This is a genomic window from Vulcanococcus sp. Clear-D1, from assembly GCF_014654725.1.
GTDB lineage: Bacteria > Cyanobacteriota > Cyanobacteriia > PCC-6307 > Cyanobiaceae > Vulcanococcus.
This window is the reverse complement of record NZ_JACVZV010000037.1, coordinates 119,872-135,997: the sequence shown is the minus strand read 5'-3', so window position 1 is coordinate 135,997 and position 16,126 is coordinate 119,872. Positions and strand designations below refer to the sequence as shown.

The following is a 16,126-nucleotide window of genomic DNA, read 5'->3' as shown; positions in this document are numbered from 1 at the left end:
CGCTCGCTGCACTCAACGCAACAGCCATGCCCCTCGCCCTGGGAACCACCGCAGGCCGCAGCCTCAAGGGCACGGTGCGCGTACCAGGCGACAAATCGATTTCACACCGCTCCCTCCTGTTCGGTGCCATCGCCGCAGGCACCACCACGATTGAGGGCTTGTTGCCGGCGGAAGACCCGCTCAGCACCGCCGCCTGCCTGCGGGCGATGGGCGTGGAGGTGTCGCCGATCGAAGCCGGCCAGCCTGTGGTGGTGCATGGCGTGGGCCTCGATGGCTTCCAGGAGTCCGAGACCGTGCTGGATTGCGGCAACTCCGGCACCACCATGCGCCTGATGCTCGGCCTGTTGGCGGGCCGTGCCGGGCGCCACTTCGTGCTCACCGGCGACGACTCCTTACGGCGCCGCCCGATGAAGCGGGTGGGCGGCCCCCTGGCAGAGATGGGGGCCACGATTGCCGGGCGCAGCGGGGGAAACCTGGCCCCATTGGCGATCCAGGGCCGCCAGCTCCACGGCGCCACGATCCGCACCCCGGTGGCCTCGGCCCAGGTGAAGAGCGCGATCCTGCTGGCCGCCCTCACCGCAGAAGGACCCACCACCGTGATCGAACCGGTGCAGAGCCGCGATCACAGCGAGCGGATGCTGCGGGCCTTCGGCGCTGACCTCAGCGTGGGCGGCAGAGGCAACACGGAGGTCACGGTGGTGCCCGGCTCAAGCCTGCGCGGCCAAGCGGTAGTAGTGCCCGGCGACATCAGCTCCGCCGCCTTCTGGCTGGTGGCCGGCGCCATCACTCCCGGCGCCGACCTCACGGTGGAAAACGTGGGGCTCAACCCCAGCCGCACCGGCATCCTCGACGTGCTTCAGCAGATGGGCGCCCGGATCGAGGTGCTCAACCAACGCGATGTGGCCGGCGAACCGGTTGGGGATCTGCGCGTCACCCACGGACCTCTGCAGGCCTTTGAGATCGGCGCCGATCTGATCCCGCGCCTGGTGGATGAAATTCCCGTGCTGGCGGTAGCCGCCTGTTGCGCCGAGGGTGTGAGCCGCGTCAGCGGTGCCGAAGAACTGCGGGTGAAGGAAACCGATCGCCTGGCGGTGATGGCACGCCAGCTGGGTGCAATGGGCGCCGTGATCGAGGAGTTCGCCGACGGCATGACCATCCAAGGCGGCGTGCAGCTGCGCGGCGCTGAGGTGGACAGCGAAACCGATCACCGCGTGGCCATGAGCCTGGCTGTGGCAGCTCAGATCGCCAGCGGCAGCACCCAGCTGCATCGGCCTGAGGCCGCAGCCGTGTCGTACCCCACCTTCTGGGATGACCTCCAGCGCCTCCAGGCTTGAGCCGCGGCGCACCGCCGACGGAAGCTTCAGCCTGTTCAGCCGTGAATTCGGCGAAGGCTTCCACAGCGGCCTCGGGGCTCTAGCGGAAGCCCACAGCAAGTTCGTCGCCCCGGCTGGATTAGATCGATTGGGGGCAGGCGCCACGCTGCGGGTGCTGGATGTGTGCGTTGGCACCGGCTGCAACACAGCAGCGCTGCTGGAGGCGTGCCAGGCCCGCGGCCTTGAGCTGAGCTGGTGGGGACTGGAACTGGACCACGAACCTCTGCGGCTGGCCCTGGGCGATGCGGGGTTCTGCAGCCAATGGCAAGCGGGAACCCCAGAACAACTGGCCAAGCTCTGCAGCTCGGAGCGAATGCTCTGGGGTGATGCCCGCAGCTGCCTGCGCGACGTGCTCGAACGTCAGCGTGGCCAGCTGGATCTAGTGCTGATGGATGCCTTCTCCCCCAGCCGCTGCCCGCAGCTCTGGACCCTGGAGTTTCTGAGCGGGCTTGCGGACTTGCTGCAGCCACAGGGGCGGTTGCTCACCTACTGCAGCGCCGCCGCCATCCGCAACGCCCTGCGCCAGGCGGGGCTGCAGCTGGCCAGCATCACAGCCCCCTCAGGGCTGCTCAAACAAACCAGCGACTGGAGCGGTGGCACAGCAGCTAGCCCCAGCCCACTCGACGGCGATCCCCAGCTGCGGCCCCTGAGCCTGATGGAGGAAGAGCATCTCCGCACCAATGCGGCCGAGCCCTACCGCGACCCCAGCGGCTGCACAGAACGGGCCGAGATCCTCAGGCAACGGCAACGGGCTCAAGTGCTCGCCATGGCCAGCGGAACGGTGGAAGGCACCGGCGCCTGGCGCCGCCGCTGGGGTGTAGGCGCCAGCCGCCACCAGTAGATTCCCGCCCAGTTGTGCCCTGCCGCTGATGCTCGCCGTTGCCGTGTTGGCCGCCGGAAAGGGCACCCGCATGAAGAGCGATCTCCCCAAGGTGCTGCAGCCCCTGGCCGGAGCCACCCTGGTGGAGCGCGTGCTGGCCAGCTGCAACGGCCTGGCCCCCGAGCGGCAGATCCTGATCGTGGGCCATCAGGCCGAGCGGGTGGAGCAATCGCTGGCCCATCGAGCCGGGCTGGAGTTTGTGCTTCAGCAACCGCAGAACGGCACCGGGCACGCCGTGCAGCAGCTGTTGGAGCCGCTGGCCAACTTCGAGGGAGAGCTGCTGGTGCTCAACGGCGATGTGCCGCTCCTGCGGGAGCAAACGATCGCCAACCTGCTGGAGCGCCACCGCAGCAGCGGTGCCGCCGTCACCCTGCTCACCGCGCGGCTCAGCGATCCCACCGGCTACGGCCGCGTGTTCGCCGACAGCGAGGGGCAGGTGTCGGCGATCGTGGAGCATCGCGACTGCAGCGAGGCCCAGCGCACCAACAACCTGATCAATGCCGGCATCTACTGCTTCAACTGGAAGCAGTTAGCCGCGGTGCTTCCGACCCTCAACACCAACAACGATCAGGGCGAGCTCTACCTCACCGACACGGTGGCGATGCTCAGCCCGGCCATGCATGTGGAGGTGGCCGATGCCGATGAAATCAACGGCATCAACGATCGCTACCAGCTCTCCCAATGCGAAGCCGTGATCCAAGAGCGGCTGCGGCGCCACTGGATGGCCGAAGGAGTGACCTTCGTGGATCCCGCCAGCTGCACCCTCAGCGACGGCACCCGCTTCGGCCGTGATGTGGTGGTGGAACCGCAGTGCCATTTCCGCGGCAGCAGCGTGATCGGCAACGGCTGCCGCATCGGCCCGGGCAGCCTGATCGACAACGCCCGCATCGGCGATGGGGTGGAGATCGTCTACTCCGTGGTGCGAGAAGCGATGGTAGCCAGCGGTTGTGCCATCGGGCCCTTCGCCCAGCTGCGCCCGGGCGCTTATCTGGGTGAAGGTTGCCGGGTGGGCAACTTCGTGGAGATCAAAAAGAGCAGCCTGGCCGCCGGCTGCAAGGTGAATCACCTCAGCTACATCGGCGATGCCGAGCTGGGTGCCGATGTGAACGTGGGCGCCGGCACGATCACCGCCAATTACGACGGCGTGAACAAGCACCGGACCGTGATCGGCGCCGGCAGCAAAACCGGTGCCAACAGCGTGCTGGTAGCACCGATCACGCTGGGAGCCAACGTGACCGTGGGAGCCGGCTCCACCCTCACCAAAGATGTGGCCAGCGGCGCCCTCGCTTTGGGGCGTGCCAAACAACTCGTGAAGGAGAACTGGCAGCCGCCGAACTGATCAGAGCTGGGGCAACAGCGGAATCAGACGCTCCAGGGCCACGCCTCGGCTGGCCTTGAGCAGCAGCACATCGCCGCTCTGAAGCCAGTGCGCCAAGAGCTGGGCCGCCTGCTCCGGTGCTGCCACCACCTCCAGAGCCGGCAGCGAAGCGGCTGCTTCCGCCATGGCTTGCGCCTCTGGGCCATCGCTCACCACCACCAGCCCATCAATCCCAAGCGCCGCTGCACGCTCGGCCACCTGGCGATGCAGGTTCACGCTCTGCTCCCCCAGCTCAAGCATCGTGCCCAGCACGGCAAAACGGCGCCCCGGCTGGGCCGCCAGCAACTCAAGGGCGGCAAGCACCGCCTCAGGCGAAGCGTTGTAGGTCTCATCTAACAGGGTGAGGCCGCCCAGTTGCAGCCGGCGGTTGCGCCCACCTGGCACCTCCACGGCGAGCTGCTGCAGCTCCGCCAGGCTCACCCCCAGCTCCTGGGCCACCGCAATCGCCAGCAGAAGATTGCGGGCGTTGTGGCGGCCGGCGAGCGGCAGGCTCAGCCGTTGCCCATCCAATCGCAAGGCGTTGCGGGATGGATCGAGCTCACCCATCAGATCAGCATCAGCGCAGCCAGGATCCCCGCTCAGGGCCACCCGGCAAAGCCGCCCGCTCCAGGCGTGGGCAACGGCGGCCTCAAGGAGGGGATCACCGGCGGGAATCACCAGAAGCCCATCGGGCTTCAAGCGGCTGGTGATCTCGCATTTGGCGGTGGCAATGGCCTCACGGCTGCCCAGCCGGCCAATGTGAGCCGTGCCGATGTTGGTGATCACCGCCACATTGGGCTCTGCGCAGCGGCTGAGGCGATCGATCTCACCGAGGCCGCGCATGCCCATCTCCACCACCACGGCGCGCTCGCCCTCATCTGCTTTGAGCAGGGTGAGCGGTACGCCGATGTCGTTGTTTTCGTTGCCGCTGCTCGCCACCACCGGCCCAAGCGGCGCCAGCGCCGCACGAATCAACTCACGGGTGGTGGTTTTCCCAGCGGATCCAGTCACCGCCACCACCGGAGCGATCAATGAGCGGCGATGGAGCGTCGCCAACTGCTGGTAGGCATCGAGGGTGTCATCCACGAGCCAATGGAGCAATGGGGCTGGCACATCTGCGGCGCGCTCGCGCTGCACCACCGCTGCCTGCGCACCGATCGCGGCGGCCTGAGGCAGGAAGGTGTGGCCATCGAAGCGATTCCCCACCAGTGGCACAAACAATTGCCCAGCGGCCAGCTGGCGGCTGTCGGTGCAGATGGCTCCGAGCGGTGTTGCTGGATCGAGCGGATGCTCGCCCCCCTGAGGTTCTCCCCAGCAGGCGATCAGGTCACCAAGCTGCATCAAATCAGGGCCGAGGTTGCTCACTGAGCACGATCATGCCGCTGCCCACCAGCGCGTCCCGGGCCAGCAGGCCAGAGCGGGAATCGCGCAGCTCCAGATGGTCGTAACCCAACTCGGCAGCCCACTGCTGCCACTGCTCGGCGCGGCGTTGGCGCTCCGCCGCTGAAAGGTTCGCAAAACCAGGCGCAAGCTCAAGCACCAAGCTCAGCTGATCGGGAAGCGCGCGGGCGCCAATCAACAGGCCCTCCGCGTCTGGCCGCTGTAGCAAAGCATTCAGAGGATCGAGGGGCATCGGTTCGGGTTGCACAGGCGCAGCCGTCGCCTCAGGCTCAGGAGCCTCCTCTACAACGAAGGGGTCCTGGCTGGGGGCCGGGGGTGGTGCCACGGGAGCCGGGGTGGTGTCGCCCGCAGCAGAGCCGTCGGGCGCAGCCAGCGACGGCGCGTCAGACAGGGGCGCACCAGCCGGTGGGGACAAGTCCACCACCTCAGAGGGAGCACTCCTCGGCGGGTTGGAGCGCTCGAGGGGGAGCCCCCCAGACCGAGGGCGCAAGGCCAGCCAGCCAGCGCTGATCAGGCCAACAAGAAGCACCAAGGCCAAGGCCAGCAGCAGCGGCCAGAACAGTGGCGCCAGATCAGCGGGCCACCAGCTGGGCCGCCAGAGCGTTCCCTGGCCGTTGCGGCGCCAGAGCTCGCGGCCCCGCAAACGGATATCGGCCGGAACGGCCTGGAGGTTTTCGCCGAGGGTTTGCCAGGGGCTTCGGTAGCTGGCTGGCAGGTCGCGGGAGGCGCTCTCCGGCGCTGATTCCTGGGGCGGCGGCAGGGCCATCCCCGGCGATCAGCCGCCGCCGCGGCGACGCAGCAAGGAGAGGGGATTGCGCAAGCCGCCACCACCGGCAGGAGGCGAAACGGTTTCATCGCGGGGGGGCTGCACGCCGCCCTTGAGGCTGGGGTCAGCGTTTTGTCCGCGGGAGAACTGCTCCACCGCCTCGGCATCGGGGGTGGGTTCCTTCACACCCTTCACTTCCTTGTACATCCGGTCGTACTCGAGAGCGGAGCGATCCCAGCTGTAGTCGGCGGTCATCGCGCGCCGTTGCAGCTCCCGCCAGCTCTCACCATGGCGATACGCCTCCCAGGAGCGCACGATCGACGTGTAGAAGTCGAGCGGGTCGTAGCGGTCGAAGCAGAAGCCCGTGCCGGTGTGATCGTTGGGCACGTGAGGCGGCACCGTGTCCACCAGGCCGCCCACACGCCGCACCACCGGGATCGAGCCGTAGCGCATGGCCAGCAGCTGGCTGATGCCGCACGGTTCAAACCGGCTGGGCATCAGGAAGGCATCGCTGCCGGCGTAGATCAGCCGTGAGAGGGCGTCGTCGTAGGTGAGGAACACGGCGAAGCGGCCCGGATGGCGGGCCGCCATCTGCCAGAGGCCGGATTCGATGTGGCGATCACCGGTGCCGAGCACCACGAACTGCGTATCGGAGTAGGCCAACACCCGATCGGCGACCTGCAGCAGCAGATCCACGCCCTTCTGGTCCACGAGCCGGCTCACCAGCCCCATCAGGTAGGTGTCGGGATTCACCGCCAGGCCCATGCGCTCCTGCAGCACCCGCTTGCACTCGGCCTTGCCGGCGAGATCGTTAACGCTGTAGTTGGCGGGCAGGGTGGAATCGGTGGCGGGATTCCAAGCGGCCTGATCAATGCCGTTGAGGATGCCGCGCAGCTTGCCGCTGATGTAGTTGAGCAACCCCTCGAGCTGTTCGCCGTATTCAGAGGTGCGGATCTCCTGGGCGTAGGTGGGTGACACCGCATTGACGCGATCGGCATACAGCAAGGCCGCAGCCATGGTGTGATCGCCCTGCATGTACCAAGGGCACCAGGTCATCCGGTCGAGCTTCCAGCGCCAGGGCCCCTGGTACTTCAGGTTGTGGATGGTGAACACCGTGCTGATGTCGGGGTCCTGATGCATCCACACCGGGATCATCCCGGTGTGCCAGTCATGGCAATGGAGGATGTCAGGCTTCCAGTGATTCCACGCGAACTCAGCGGTGGCACTGGCAAAGAACGTGAAGCGCCAGTCCTCGTCTTCGCCGCCGTAGATGCGCTCGGGGTCAAACACCGGATGGCCCACCAGGTACAGCGGCAGACCGTTGCCGGGGTGGCGGGTTTCGTACACCGCAAAGTCGGTGCCCATCGTGTGGCCCCGCCAAACGGGCTCCGCCGGAATCTCCAGCTGGCTCCAGAGCCGGCCGTAGCCGGGCATGATCAGGCGCACGTCGTGGCCGAGCGGAGTGAGGGCCGGCGGCAGCGATCCCACCACATCACCCATGCCCCCCACCTTCACCATCGGGGCGCATTCGGCTGCAGCAAACAGCACCCGCATGGGGAATCCGGCTGAAAGTGGGCGCAACTCTACGGGTGGTTTCAGGGGAGCACCGTCACCGGTGTGCCCACCTGCACCAGCTCGAACACCTCCTGCACGTTCTCTTCAAACAGCCGAACACAGCCGTGTGACACAGCACGGCCAACCGTCCAGCGGTGGGGGGTGCCGTGGAAGCCGGCCACGGTGCAACCATCCACGCTCAGATAGCGCTCCCCATCCCAGGCGTTCTGGCGGGGGGTGCAATCGCGGTAGAAGCCGATCCAGCGGGAGCCGAGAGGGTTCTTCGGGCCAGGCCCCACCTGCTTGCCGTTGCCCGGATGCTCCCAGATCGGTTCGGCCACCATCTCCAGCACCCGATGGCGGCCGGCCGGTGTTTCCCAGCCATCGGTGCCCACAGCCGCCGGATAGCGGCGCAGCAGCCGGCCATCTTTGATCACCATCAACTGGCGGGTGCGGCGATCGAGCACCAGCTGCAGGCCCTCGTCGTCCATCAGATCGGAGGGAATGCGGCTGAGGGCCACGTCGTCGCTGATCACTGGCGCTGGCGGCGGAATCGGATCGGGTTGCCGAGCCAGGGCGGGGGATGCCAGAGGCATGGCGCTGGCGGCCAAGGCAAGCCACCAGCGGGACCAACACCGTTCAGACAAACAACGAGCTGTCACAGCGGAACGTGCACTCTCACCAACTGCTAGCCAGTCCCGGCGCTCAAGGCAGCCAAGGGGAATCTGAAAAATCAGGGGCACGCTTCTCCAAAAAGGCATTGCGGCCCTCCTGCCCCTCTTCGGTTCGATAGAAGAGGTGGGTGGCCTGCCCTGCCAGCTCCTGAATGCCCGCCATGCCATCGGTTTCGGCATTGAACGCCGCCTTGAGGCAGCGGATTGCTGTGGGGCTGTGCTGCAGCACCTCCCGCGCCCAACGCACCCCCTCAGCCTCCAACTGCTGCAGCGGCACCACCGCATTCACCAGCCCCATCTCCAGGGCTTCGGCGGCGCCGTACTGACGGCAGAGGAACCAGATCTCGCGCGCCTTGCGCTGGCCCACCAGCCGCGCCAGATAGCCGGCGCCGAAGCCGCCATCGAAGCTGCCCACCTTGGGGCCGGTCTGACCGAACACGGCGTTCTCCGCCGCCAGGCTCAGATCGCAAAGCAGATGCAGCACCTGGCCACCGCCAATGGCGTAGCCGGCCACCAGAGCGATCACCACCTTGGGGAGGCTGCGGATCAACCGCTGCAGATCGAGCACGTTGAGCCGCGGTAGCCCGTCGTCGCCCACGTACCCGCCATCGCCGCGCACGCTCTGATCGCCGCCGGCGCAAAAGGCATAAGCGCCGTCGGCGGCGGGACCGGCACCGGTGAATAGCACCACACCGATGCGCGGATTGTCGCGAACACGCGAAAACGCATCGAACAGCTCCGTCACCGTCTGGGGACGGAAGGCATTGCGTTTGTGCGGGCGATTAATCGTGATCCGGGCGATGCCCTCATCGCTCAGATCAAACAGGATGTCGCTGTAGGAGCCCTGGGGGAGCCACGCGATCGCCGGCTCAGCTGAGGGTGTTGCCGCCATCAAACCCCTGGTGGATGGTGGCCATTGTGCGGCGGCACTGTTGGCGACGCGCCGCGTCGTCGCGGCGATCGGTACGCACATGCAACAGCGCCATCGGCTGCAGAGCGGCCCAGGCCAGGCCATCGGCCAGTTGATCCAGGGCCTCGATCGAGCGGGTAGCCACGCCATAGCCGGCAGCCAGGGCGCTGTGATCGAGGCGTTGCGGCATGGCGAACAGGCGCTCGAAATCCAACGCGGGCCCGGTGCGAATCGGCAGCTGTTCAAAGATGCCGCCGCCTGCGTTGTCCACAAGCACCACGGTGAGCCGAGCACCACAGGCCGCCAGCTGCTCCCGCCACAGCCAGCCATTGGCATCGTGCAGCAGGGCCAGATCACCGCAGAGGAGCGTGACCTGGCCGTGGCTGAAAGCCAGTCCTGCCGCGATCGAGAGGGTGCCATCGATCCCTGAGGCGCCGCGGAAGCCGAAGACGGGGCGATGGGGGGCATCGGCGGCCGCGAAACTCTCCCAATCACGCACCGGACTGCTGCTGGCCAGCATCAGTGGTTCGCCAGCGGGCAAAGAGCGGCTGAGGGCCCGGGCCAGGGCGGGTTCACGGCACAGGGCAGACGACGCGAGAGAGGGCTCATCACCCAGCAACTGCCGATCGAGCTGCTGCTGCAGCCGTTGATCGGCCGCCACCCAACCCGCCAGCCAGGCCTGGTTCCCTGAAGACATGCGGCCGGATCGCACGGAATCGGGCAGGCCAGCCAGCCATGAAGCCAGGCCGCAGGAGAGCTGAAGGCTGGCGGTGCCGGTGGCATCGAGATTGCGGGGATCGCCCTCGCTGAGCAACAGCTGCGGACCCGTGCAGGCGGCGATCCACTGCTGCAGGCGGCGGCTGGCCGGCATCGAGCCCAATCGCAGCAGCTGCGGTGCGGCAGGGAAGCCATGGCCATCAGCGAGCAACAGGTCGTAACCGTGCACCACCTGCAAGCCCGGCCAACCACGTAGGCCCGAGAGCCCATCGGCCAGCACCGGCCAACCGCTGCGCCGCTGCCAGCGCAGCAGCGCCTCGGCGAAGGGCTCCAGCTGGGCTGCCGGTGCGCGCCAGGGGCCGGCCACCACCACGCCTGGGCGATCGGGATCGAGCAGCGATCCAGCTGCTGCTACCGATTCCGCAACCAGCGGCGCTACAGGGGCAAAACGCTGCTGAACAGCCGGAGCAGCAGCGTTGGCCAGCAACGCTTCGATCTCTTCAGCGCTGGCGTGCAGAGGCTCTTCAAAGGGGAGGTTGAGATGCACCGGCCCCACGGGGGACCCCAGGGCCGCCGTCCAGGCCCGCTCGGCAAGGGAAGCCATGGCGGCCGGTGGCATCGCCGCCAGGCCCCTGGGATCCGCCGCGCCAAACCAACGGCAGCACGGCGCCAGAAACGCCTCTTGATTCACCGTTTGATTGGCTCCGCAACCTTTGAGCCGAGCGGGCCGATCAGCCGTGAGCAGCAGCAGGGGCACGGCGCCATGGTCGGCTTCGACCACAGCCGGCAGCAGGTTGGCAACCGCGCTACCTGAGGTGGTCACCACCGCTGCCGGCACCCCATCAGCGCGGCCCAGGCCCAGGGCCAGAAACGCCGCAGAACGCTCATCAATGGCCGTGTAGAGCCTCAGCCCCTGGCGCTCCAACACGCCAGCGGCCACAGCCAGCGGTGCCGAGCGGCTGCCCGGGCAGAGCACCAGCCGACGCAGACCCATGCTGCGCAACGCCGCGAGCAGAGCGATGGCGGCCTGGAGGTTGGCTGCCGCGCTGCAAGGGTGGGCGGGGGGAGCGGGCACCGGTGGTGCTGTTGTTCAGGATGTGGCGATCATGCTCACCGATGCAGCGATGACAAGCGGCCCCTCCTCAGGCGAACCACCCTCTGCAACGGGCTCGCTGCTGAAGGGCTGGCGCTCACTGCTGCTTTGGCTGGCGGTGGCGCTGCTGCTGCGCTGGCTGGTGATCGAACCGCGCTGGATTCCTTCCGGCTCGATGTTGCCCACCCTGCAACTGCAGGACCGCATCCTGGTGGAAAAGCTCCGCCCGCGCCTGCAGCAGCCCCTGCCCAACGGCACGATCGTGGTGTTCCACGCACCACCAGTGCTGGTGGAGGCGGGCTACGACCCCAAAGCCGCCTTGATTAAACGGGTGGTGGGACAGCCGGGCGATGAAGTGGAAGTGCGCGGCGGAGAGCTGCGCCGAAACGGATCAGCGGTGCCTGAACTCTGGCGACAGCAGCCGATCGATTACAGCTTCGGCCCACTCACAGTGCCCGAAGGAGAACTGCTTGTGCTGGGCGACAACCGTAATGCCAGCCTCGATTCCCACATCTGGGGGCCGTTGCCACGTCAGGAGGTGATCGGTACGGCCGTGTTCCGCTACTGGCCGTTGAATCGCCTCGGTCCGATTCGGTTCTCCGACCTCAGCCGTCTCGAGTCAGACGAAGAGCTGGGGTAGGGTGCAGGCGTGACGCGGAGCACACCGGAATGTTTAACCCGGAGTTCCTGACGAGTGATAGCGAAGCGATCAGCGCCAACTCGCTGATTCAATACCTGCAGGAACAGTCTCCGGATGTGTTGCAGCGCGTGGCTCGCTCCGCCAGCACTGACATCCAGGACATCATTCGCCACAACGTGCAAGGCCTGCTCGGTGTGCTGCCCGGCGAGCATTTCGACGTGAAGATCACGGCCAACCGCGATCACCTGGCCGGACTGCTGGCCTCCGCGATGATGACCGGCTACTTCCTGCGCCAGATGGAGCAGCGCATGGAACTGGAAGCCACCCTCTTCCCCGAGGCTGACGCCGACCCCGGTGAGCTGAAGCTCTGAGCCGCAACGAGCCGGTGAGTCACCCCACTTGGGGCTGCTCCGGCACCACCTTCAGCTTCAACAGGGCGCGATCGATTCCGGCCAGATAGGCCCAATTGCCCTCGTTTGGAGCCCATTGGCGCTGCTCCAACTGTTCGGCCAGCTCCAGCAACTGGGCTGCGCTGCAGGCAACGGGCGCGTCGTAGTGCGCCGGCACAACCCAACGCAGTCCGTCCAGGCTGGCCAGGAGCCGCACCCAGGCCACGATCAGCGCCTGGGTGCGAGGGAACACCAGCCGCTCTAGCACCGGTGCCACCCGAAGCTGCCCCGGCTGCGGTTGCAGCTCCTGGAACACTTCAGCTGAGTTGCGGGCCCAGTGAAAGGGATACAGGCCGAAATAGCTGCGGGCATTGCGGCAGCCGGGCTTCAGCGCCTGGCTGAAGAGCGTGGGCAGGCTGGGCACAGCAAGCGCTTCCGGCCGCAGATACGACGCGAACAGGGCCAGGCGCTGCCAGCCCTTGAGCCGCAGCGCCGGCGAATCCTCCAGGGGCTGATCGCCACGATCGCGAGCGTGAAAGAGCAAGGGCGTGGGATCGAGCTCGAACAGCTCCGGCGGCGTGGCATTGATCGCCACCAGTGCATCGGTGAGCAGCAGCGCGCCGCTGGCCTGATGCAGGCAGGCCAGCTCCTGAAAGCGGCCCAGGCCCAGATCGATCGGCCCTAACGACACCCAACTCAGGGCATCACCATGGGGATATCCATCCTCGCCAAGCACCCGCGTGCGGCGGGCTGGAAAGCCCAGCCAGGCCAAGGGCAGCGGCACAGGAAAGCTCCACTGCCCAGGTGTGACCCACACCTGGGCCTCGGGGAAGGCACGGGCCATGGCCGGCACCGGCAACTTGTGCTCCAGGCCAGAAGCAGTGGGCAACACGATGCTGAGCACCGGCCCGAAGCGCTGCTCCAGATCCCTCAGGGCCTGGCGCACTTCAGCGGTAGGAGCCACCGGCGCGTAAAGCATCAGGCCACCCGGCACCCGGGCCACCGTCATCCGGATCGGCACGGCCACATAAAAGACCCCCTGGAGCTGTTCAAAGCTCCAGAGCTGATCAGGAATCAACTCACGCACAAGGGTGCGGCGGCGCCCATAGGGGTAGAGCGGCAGCAGCGGCCACCAGGGCCAGGACTGATCCGACACGCCTAGGGAGCCTGGGAACGCTGGGAGCTCAGGATGCCGTAGCGGGGGGCCAGCAGAAAAGCCAGCAGGAACAGGCCCGTCTGCACCAACACGATGCAACCGGCGGTGGAGCTATCGCTCCAGTAGCTCACATACACACCGATCAGGCTGGAGAGCACGCTGCTGGCGATGGCGAGCAATGTCATCCGATCAAAGCGATCGGTGAGCAGATAGGCCGTGGCACCAGGGGTAACAAGCATCGCCACCACGAGAATCACGCCCACGGTCTGCAGACCCGCCACCGCCGTGAGCGAGAGCACCGACAGCAGCATGTAGTGCAGCAGGCCAGTGTTGATCCCGATCGAGCGGGCGTGGGTGGGATCAAAGCAAAACAGCAGCAGGTCGCGGCGGAACACCAGCAGCAGGCCCACCACCAGCGCTGAAATCAGCAGGGTCTGCTGAATGTCGGAGCTGGAAATCCCCAGCACATTGCCGAACAGGATGTGGGTGAGATCGATGTTGCTGCGCACCTTCGACACCAGCACCAGGCCCAGGGCAAAGAAGCCGGTAAACACCAGGCCGATCACCGTGTCCTCCTTGATCCGCGATTTCTGCTTCACAAAGCCAATGGCCGCCACCGACCCCACCCCAAACACAAAGGCACCGAGCGAAAAGGGCAGGCCCAGTGCATAGGCCACCACCACACCCGGCATCACGGCGTGAGACACGGCATCGCCCATCAGGGCCCAGCCCTTGAGGGTCATGTAGCAGGAGAGCAGGCCACACACGCCGCCCACCAAGGCACTCACCAGGAGGGCCTTCACCATGAAGGCATGGCTCAGAGGTTCAAGCAGCCAGGTCATGGCTTGGGCACCATCCCGCCAAAGGTTCGGGCCAGATTCTCCGGGGTGAACACGGCACTGGTTTCGCCGTAAGCCAACACCGTGCGGTTGATCAGCACCACCAGATCACAGAACGCACGGATGTGGCCCAGATCATGGGTGGAGATCAAGATCGTGCGGCCCTCCTGGCGGAACTGCAAAAACAGCTGCGCCATCAGCTGCTCGGTGCGCACATCCACGCCATTGAACGGTTCATCCAGTAGCAGCACCGAAGCCCGCTGAGCAATGGCCCGGGCCAAGAAGGCCCGCTTGCGCTGGCCGCCGGAGAGGGCGCCGATCGGCCGCTGGGCCAAATCGAGCAGATCCACGCGCTGCAGCGCGTCGCGCACGGCCACCCGATCCGACTGACGCGGCCAGCGCAGCACGTTCATCGAGCCATAGCGGCCCATCATGACCACATCCCAGACAGAGATCGGGAAGTTGCAGTCGATCCCTTCACTCTGGGGCACATAGGCAACGGCCTGATCCCGCTGGGCTGCGAGCACCGTGAGCCCGTTGATGCGAATCCGCCCATGGGAGGGGCGCACAAAACCGGTGAGCGCTTTGAACAGGGTGGTTTTACCGGCTCCGTTCATACCCACCAGCCCGCAGATGCAACCCGCCGGCAGGCTCAGATCAGCGTCATAGAGGGCAACGGTGCCGTTGTAATCCACGCACAGCTGCTCCACCTCAATGCGAGGGCCAGCCGGTGGGATCAGACGGCCGCTCATTGCGGCGATCCGGTTGCTGGCTGCCGGCTCAGGCCTTGCACGATCAGGTTCACGTTGTGGCGTTGCAGGGCCAGAAGGCTCGGGGCTGGGCCACCGCTGCCGGAGAGGGAATCCACATAGAACGTACCCCCGAATCTGGCGCCTGTTGCCCTGGCCACCTCCCGCTGCGCCTCGTCGCTCACGGTGCTTTCACAAAACACAGCAGGCACGCGCCGTTGCTTCACCGTGTCGATCAAGCGGGCCAGGCGCCTGGGGGTCACTTGTGTTTCCGCATTCACGGGCCACAGGTACGCCTCATCGAGGCCGTAATCACGGGCCAGGTAGCTGAAGGCGCCCTCACAGCTCACCAGCAGCCGCTGATTCGGCGGCACCTGTGCCAGGGCACGGCGAAGATCGGCATCGAGGGCGCGGAGCTGCTGCTTGTAGGCCTCTCCCCGCTGGCGGAAACCGGCGGCGCCGGCTGGATCCAAGCCTGAGAAAGCCTCCACCAGCCGATCCACGTACAACTCAGCCCGCTTGGGCGACATCCAGGCGTGGGGATTGGGTTTGCCGGCAGCAACATCGCCTTCGATCAGCACCGGCTCCATCCCCTGGCTCAGGGTGATCGTGGGCACCTGGCCGGATGAAGCCACGAATCGATCGGCCCAGCGCTCAAGGCCCAGGCCGTTCTGCACAATCAGGCTGGCGCCCTGAGCGGCCTCAAGATCACTGGGGGTGGGCTCGTAGCCGTGAACCTCGGCGCCAGGCTTGGTGATGGAGCGCACCTCCAGCCGATCGCCCGCCACCTGCCGGGCCAGATCGGCCAACACCGTGAAGGTGGTGAGCACCACAGGCTTCGCGGCAGCTGCAGGCGGGTTGCTCTTGGAGCGGGGGACTGGGTTGGAGCAACCAACGAGCAGGGCCGAGAGCAGCGCGGCCACCCAGCGCAAGCGGGTGCAGACGGCCTGAGGAGAGCAGGGTGCAGCGAACCAGGCCAAACCCAACGGAATCTCAAGCCCAACCCTAAGGAGATCGCTCTGGGAACGAAGAGCCTGCGGCCCTGAGGCCAGCTGAGGGTCAGGCCTGCTGGCTGGTCACCCACTGCGTGGCCGCCTTCTGGGTGTGCCAGGCCTGGAGCAGTTGCTTCGCCAAATGGCGCAATTGCTCTGGATCGGCGGTGGCATCGATCGCGCGGGTGAAGCGCTCGATCTCGAACTGTTGGCCGATGGAGAGTTCCACTCCAGGAGGCAGATCGGACTGCATGAACCACACCGTTCAGGAGCCCATGCAACGTAATGATTTGCTGCGATCAACCCGTAGCAACAGCAACCAAGAGACCCGCTGATCAGGACTTCCACTCAAAATGGAACGCTGAAGGTTGTTGAACAGCGTCAGCGCTGGCTGGGATATTTCTGGCCGAGACGCCAGAGCTCATTGCTGGTTTGTCCTGGCTCAACGGCACGCAGCTTGCACACCAGGTTGAACACATCCTGCTGAGACAGCTCACCATCGGGCTGCCACTTCAAGCTGGCGGGCTGAAGGGAGCGCTCCGGTGAAGTAGGCGGATGCTCAGACACGACACGAACGGCTGCGATGGCGCAACGGTAAGAACTTCAAACCCTGCTGTTGCCGGATTGCGACAGTTC

17 protein-coding genes are annotated in these 16,126 nt (G+C 66.4%); 5 read left to right on the top strand and 12 right to left on the bottom strand.

The window, feature by feature from the left end; translation table 11 throughout:
* Positions 1 to 26 precede the first annotated feature (26 nt).
* From aroA to glmU, 3 genes are read left to right on the top strand one after another with little or no spacing between them, the layout of a single operon-like run.
* Positions 27 to 1,334 carry a 3-phosphoshikimate 1-carboxyvinyltransferase gene (gene aroA / locus H9532_RS14640; protein ID WP_296369850.1) on the top strand — a complete coding sequence of 436 codons (1,308 nt, stop codon included), beginning with the start codon at positions 27 to 29 and terminating at the stop codon, positions 1,332 to 1,334.
* Positions 1,309 to 2,214, top strand: coding sequence for an MnmC family methyltransferase (locus tag H9532_RS14635; RefSeq protein WP_296369848.1), 906 nt, complete (start codon positions 1,309 to 1,311; stop codon positions 2,212 to 2,214). The genes aroA and H9532_RS14635 overlap by 26 nt, the downstream gene beginning before the upstream one ends.
* A 28-nt stretch (positions 2,215 to 2,242) precedes the next feature.
* Positions 2,243 to 3,592: a bifunctional UDP-N-acetylglucosamine diphosphorylase/glucosamine-1-phosphate N-acetyltransferase GlmU gene (gene glmU, locus H9532_RS14630; protein ID WP_296369846.1), complete on the top strand. Its 1,350-nt coding sequence runs from the start codon at positions 2,243 to 2,245 to the stop codon at positions 3,590 to 3,592.
* On the opposite strand, the gene murF is transcribed toward glmU, so the two are convergent.
* The 6 genes from murF to menD form a co-directional block, all read right to left on the bottom strand.
* Positions 3,593 to 4,951: a UDP-N-acetylmuramoyl-tripeptide--D-alanyl-D-alanine ligase gene (gene murF, locus H9532_RS14625; RefSeq protein WP_296369843.1), complete on the bottom strand. Its 1,359-nt coding sequence runs from the start codon at positions 4,949 to 4,951 to the stop codon at positions 3,593 to 3,595.
* A gap of 4 nt (positions 4,952 to 4,955) precedes the next feature.
* Positions 4,956 to 5,777 (bottom strand): hypothetical protein, encoded by an 822-nt coding sequence (locus tag H9532_RS14620; protein ID WP_296369841.1) that lies wholly within the window; start codon positions 5,775 to 5,777, stop codon positions 4,956 to 4,958.
* 9 nt (positions 5,778 to 5,786) lie between these two features.
* Positions 5,787 to 7,331, bottom strand: coding sequence for a glycogen synthase GlgA (gene glgA / locus H9532_RS14615; RefSeq protein WP_296369839.1), 1,545 nt, complete (start codon positions 7,329 to 7,331; stop codon positions 5,787 to 5,789).
* Positions 7,332 to 7,372: 41 nt separating this feature from the next.
* On the bottom strand, positions 7,373 to 7,927 hold the full coding sequence (locus H9532_RS14610; protein WP_296369837.1) for a L,D-transpeptidase: 555 nt from the start codon (positions 7,925 to 7,927) through the stop codon (positions 7,373 to 7,375).
* A 109-nt stretch (positions 7,928 to 8,036) separates the two neighbouring features.
* Positions 8,037 to 8,897 carry a 1,4-dihydroxy-2-naphthoyl-CoA synthase gene (menB, locus tag H9532_RS14605; protein WP_296369836.1) on the bottom strand — a complete coding sequence of 287 codons (861 nt, stop codon included), beginning with the start codon at positions 8,895 to 8,897 and terminating at the stop codon, positions 8,037 to 8,039.
* Entirely contained in the window at positions 8,875 to 10,707 is a 1,833-nt protein-coding gene (menD, locus tag H9532_RS14600; protein WP_296369834.1) for a 2-succinyl-5-enolpyruvyl-6-hydroxy-3-cyclohexene-1-carboxylic-acid synthase, read from the bottom strand. Before menD ends, menB begins: the two co-directional genes overlap by 23 nt.
* Before the next feature lie 49 nt (positions 10,708 to 10,756).
* On the opposite strand from menD, the gene lepB reads away from it, so the two are divergent.
* Positions 10,757 to 11,365, top strand: coding sequence for a signal peptidase I (gene lepB / locus H9532_RS14595; protein WP_296369832.1), 609 nt, complete (start codon positions 10,757 to 10,759; stop codon positions 11,363 to 11,365).
* 29 nt (positions 11,366 to 11,394) lie between these two features.
* Positions 11,395 to 11,736 carry a DUF760 domain-containing protein gene (locus H9532_RS14590; protein WP_296369830.1) on the top strand — a complete coding sequence of 114 codons (342 nt, stop codon included), beginning with the start codon at positions 11,395 to 11,397 and terminating at the stop codon, positions 11,734 to 11,736.
* Positions 11,737 to 11,755: 19 nt separating this feature from the next.
* On the opposite strand, the gene H9532_RS14585 is transcribed toward H9532_RS14590, so the two are convergent.
* From H9532_RS14585 to H9532_RS14560, 6 genes are all read right to left on the bottom strand, one after another.
* Positions 11,756 to 12,910 (bottom strand): DUF4336 domain-containing protein, encoded by a 1,155-nt coding sequence (locus H9532_RS14585; protein ID WP_296369828.1) that lies wholly within the window; start codon positions 12,908 to 12,910, stop codon positions 11,756 to 11,758.
* Positions 12,911 to 12,912: 2 nt separating this feature from the next.
* Positions 12,913 to 13,752: a metal ABC transporter permease gene (locus tag H9532_RS14580; RefSeq protein WP_296369826.1), complete on the bottom strand. Its 840-nt coding sequence runs from the start codon at positions 13,750 to 13,752 to the stop codon at positions 12,913 to 12,915.
* Entirely contained in the window at positions 13,749 to 14,501 is a 753-nt protein-coding gene (locus H9532_RS14575; protein WP_296369823.1) for a metal ABC transporter ATP-binding protein, read from the bottom strand. The genes H9532_RS14580 and H9532_RS14575 overlap by 4 nt, the downstream gene beginning before the upstream one ends.
* Entirely contained in the window at positions 14,498 to 15,400 is a 903-nt protein-coding gene (locus tag H9532_RS14570) for a metal ABC transporter substrate-binding protein (RefSeq protein WP_296369894.1), read from the bottom strand. The genes H9532_RS14575 and H9532_RS14570 overlap by 4 nt, the downstream gene beginning before the upstream one ends.
* A gap of 157 nt (positions 15,401 to 15,557) precedes the next feature.
* Positions 15,558 to 15,743 carry a hypothetical protein gene (locus H9532_RS14565; protein WP_296369821.1) on the bottom strand — a complete coding sequence of 62 codons (186 nt, stop codon included), beginning with the start codon at positions 15,741 to 15,743 and terminating at the stop codon, positions 15,558 to 15,560.
* Positions 15,744 to 15,871: 128 nt separating this feature from the next.
* Positions 15,872 to 16,057 carry a hypothetical protein gene (locus H9532_RS14560; RefSeq protein ID WP_296369899.1) on the bottom strand — a complete coding sequence of 62 codons (186 nt, stop codon included), beginning with the start codon at positions 16,055 to 16,057 and terminating at the stop codon, positions 15,872 to 15,874.
* Positions 16,058 to 16,126 lie beyond the last annotated feature (69 nt).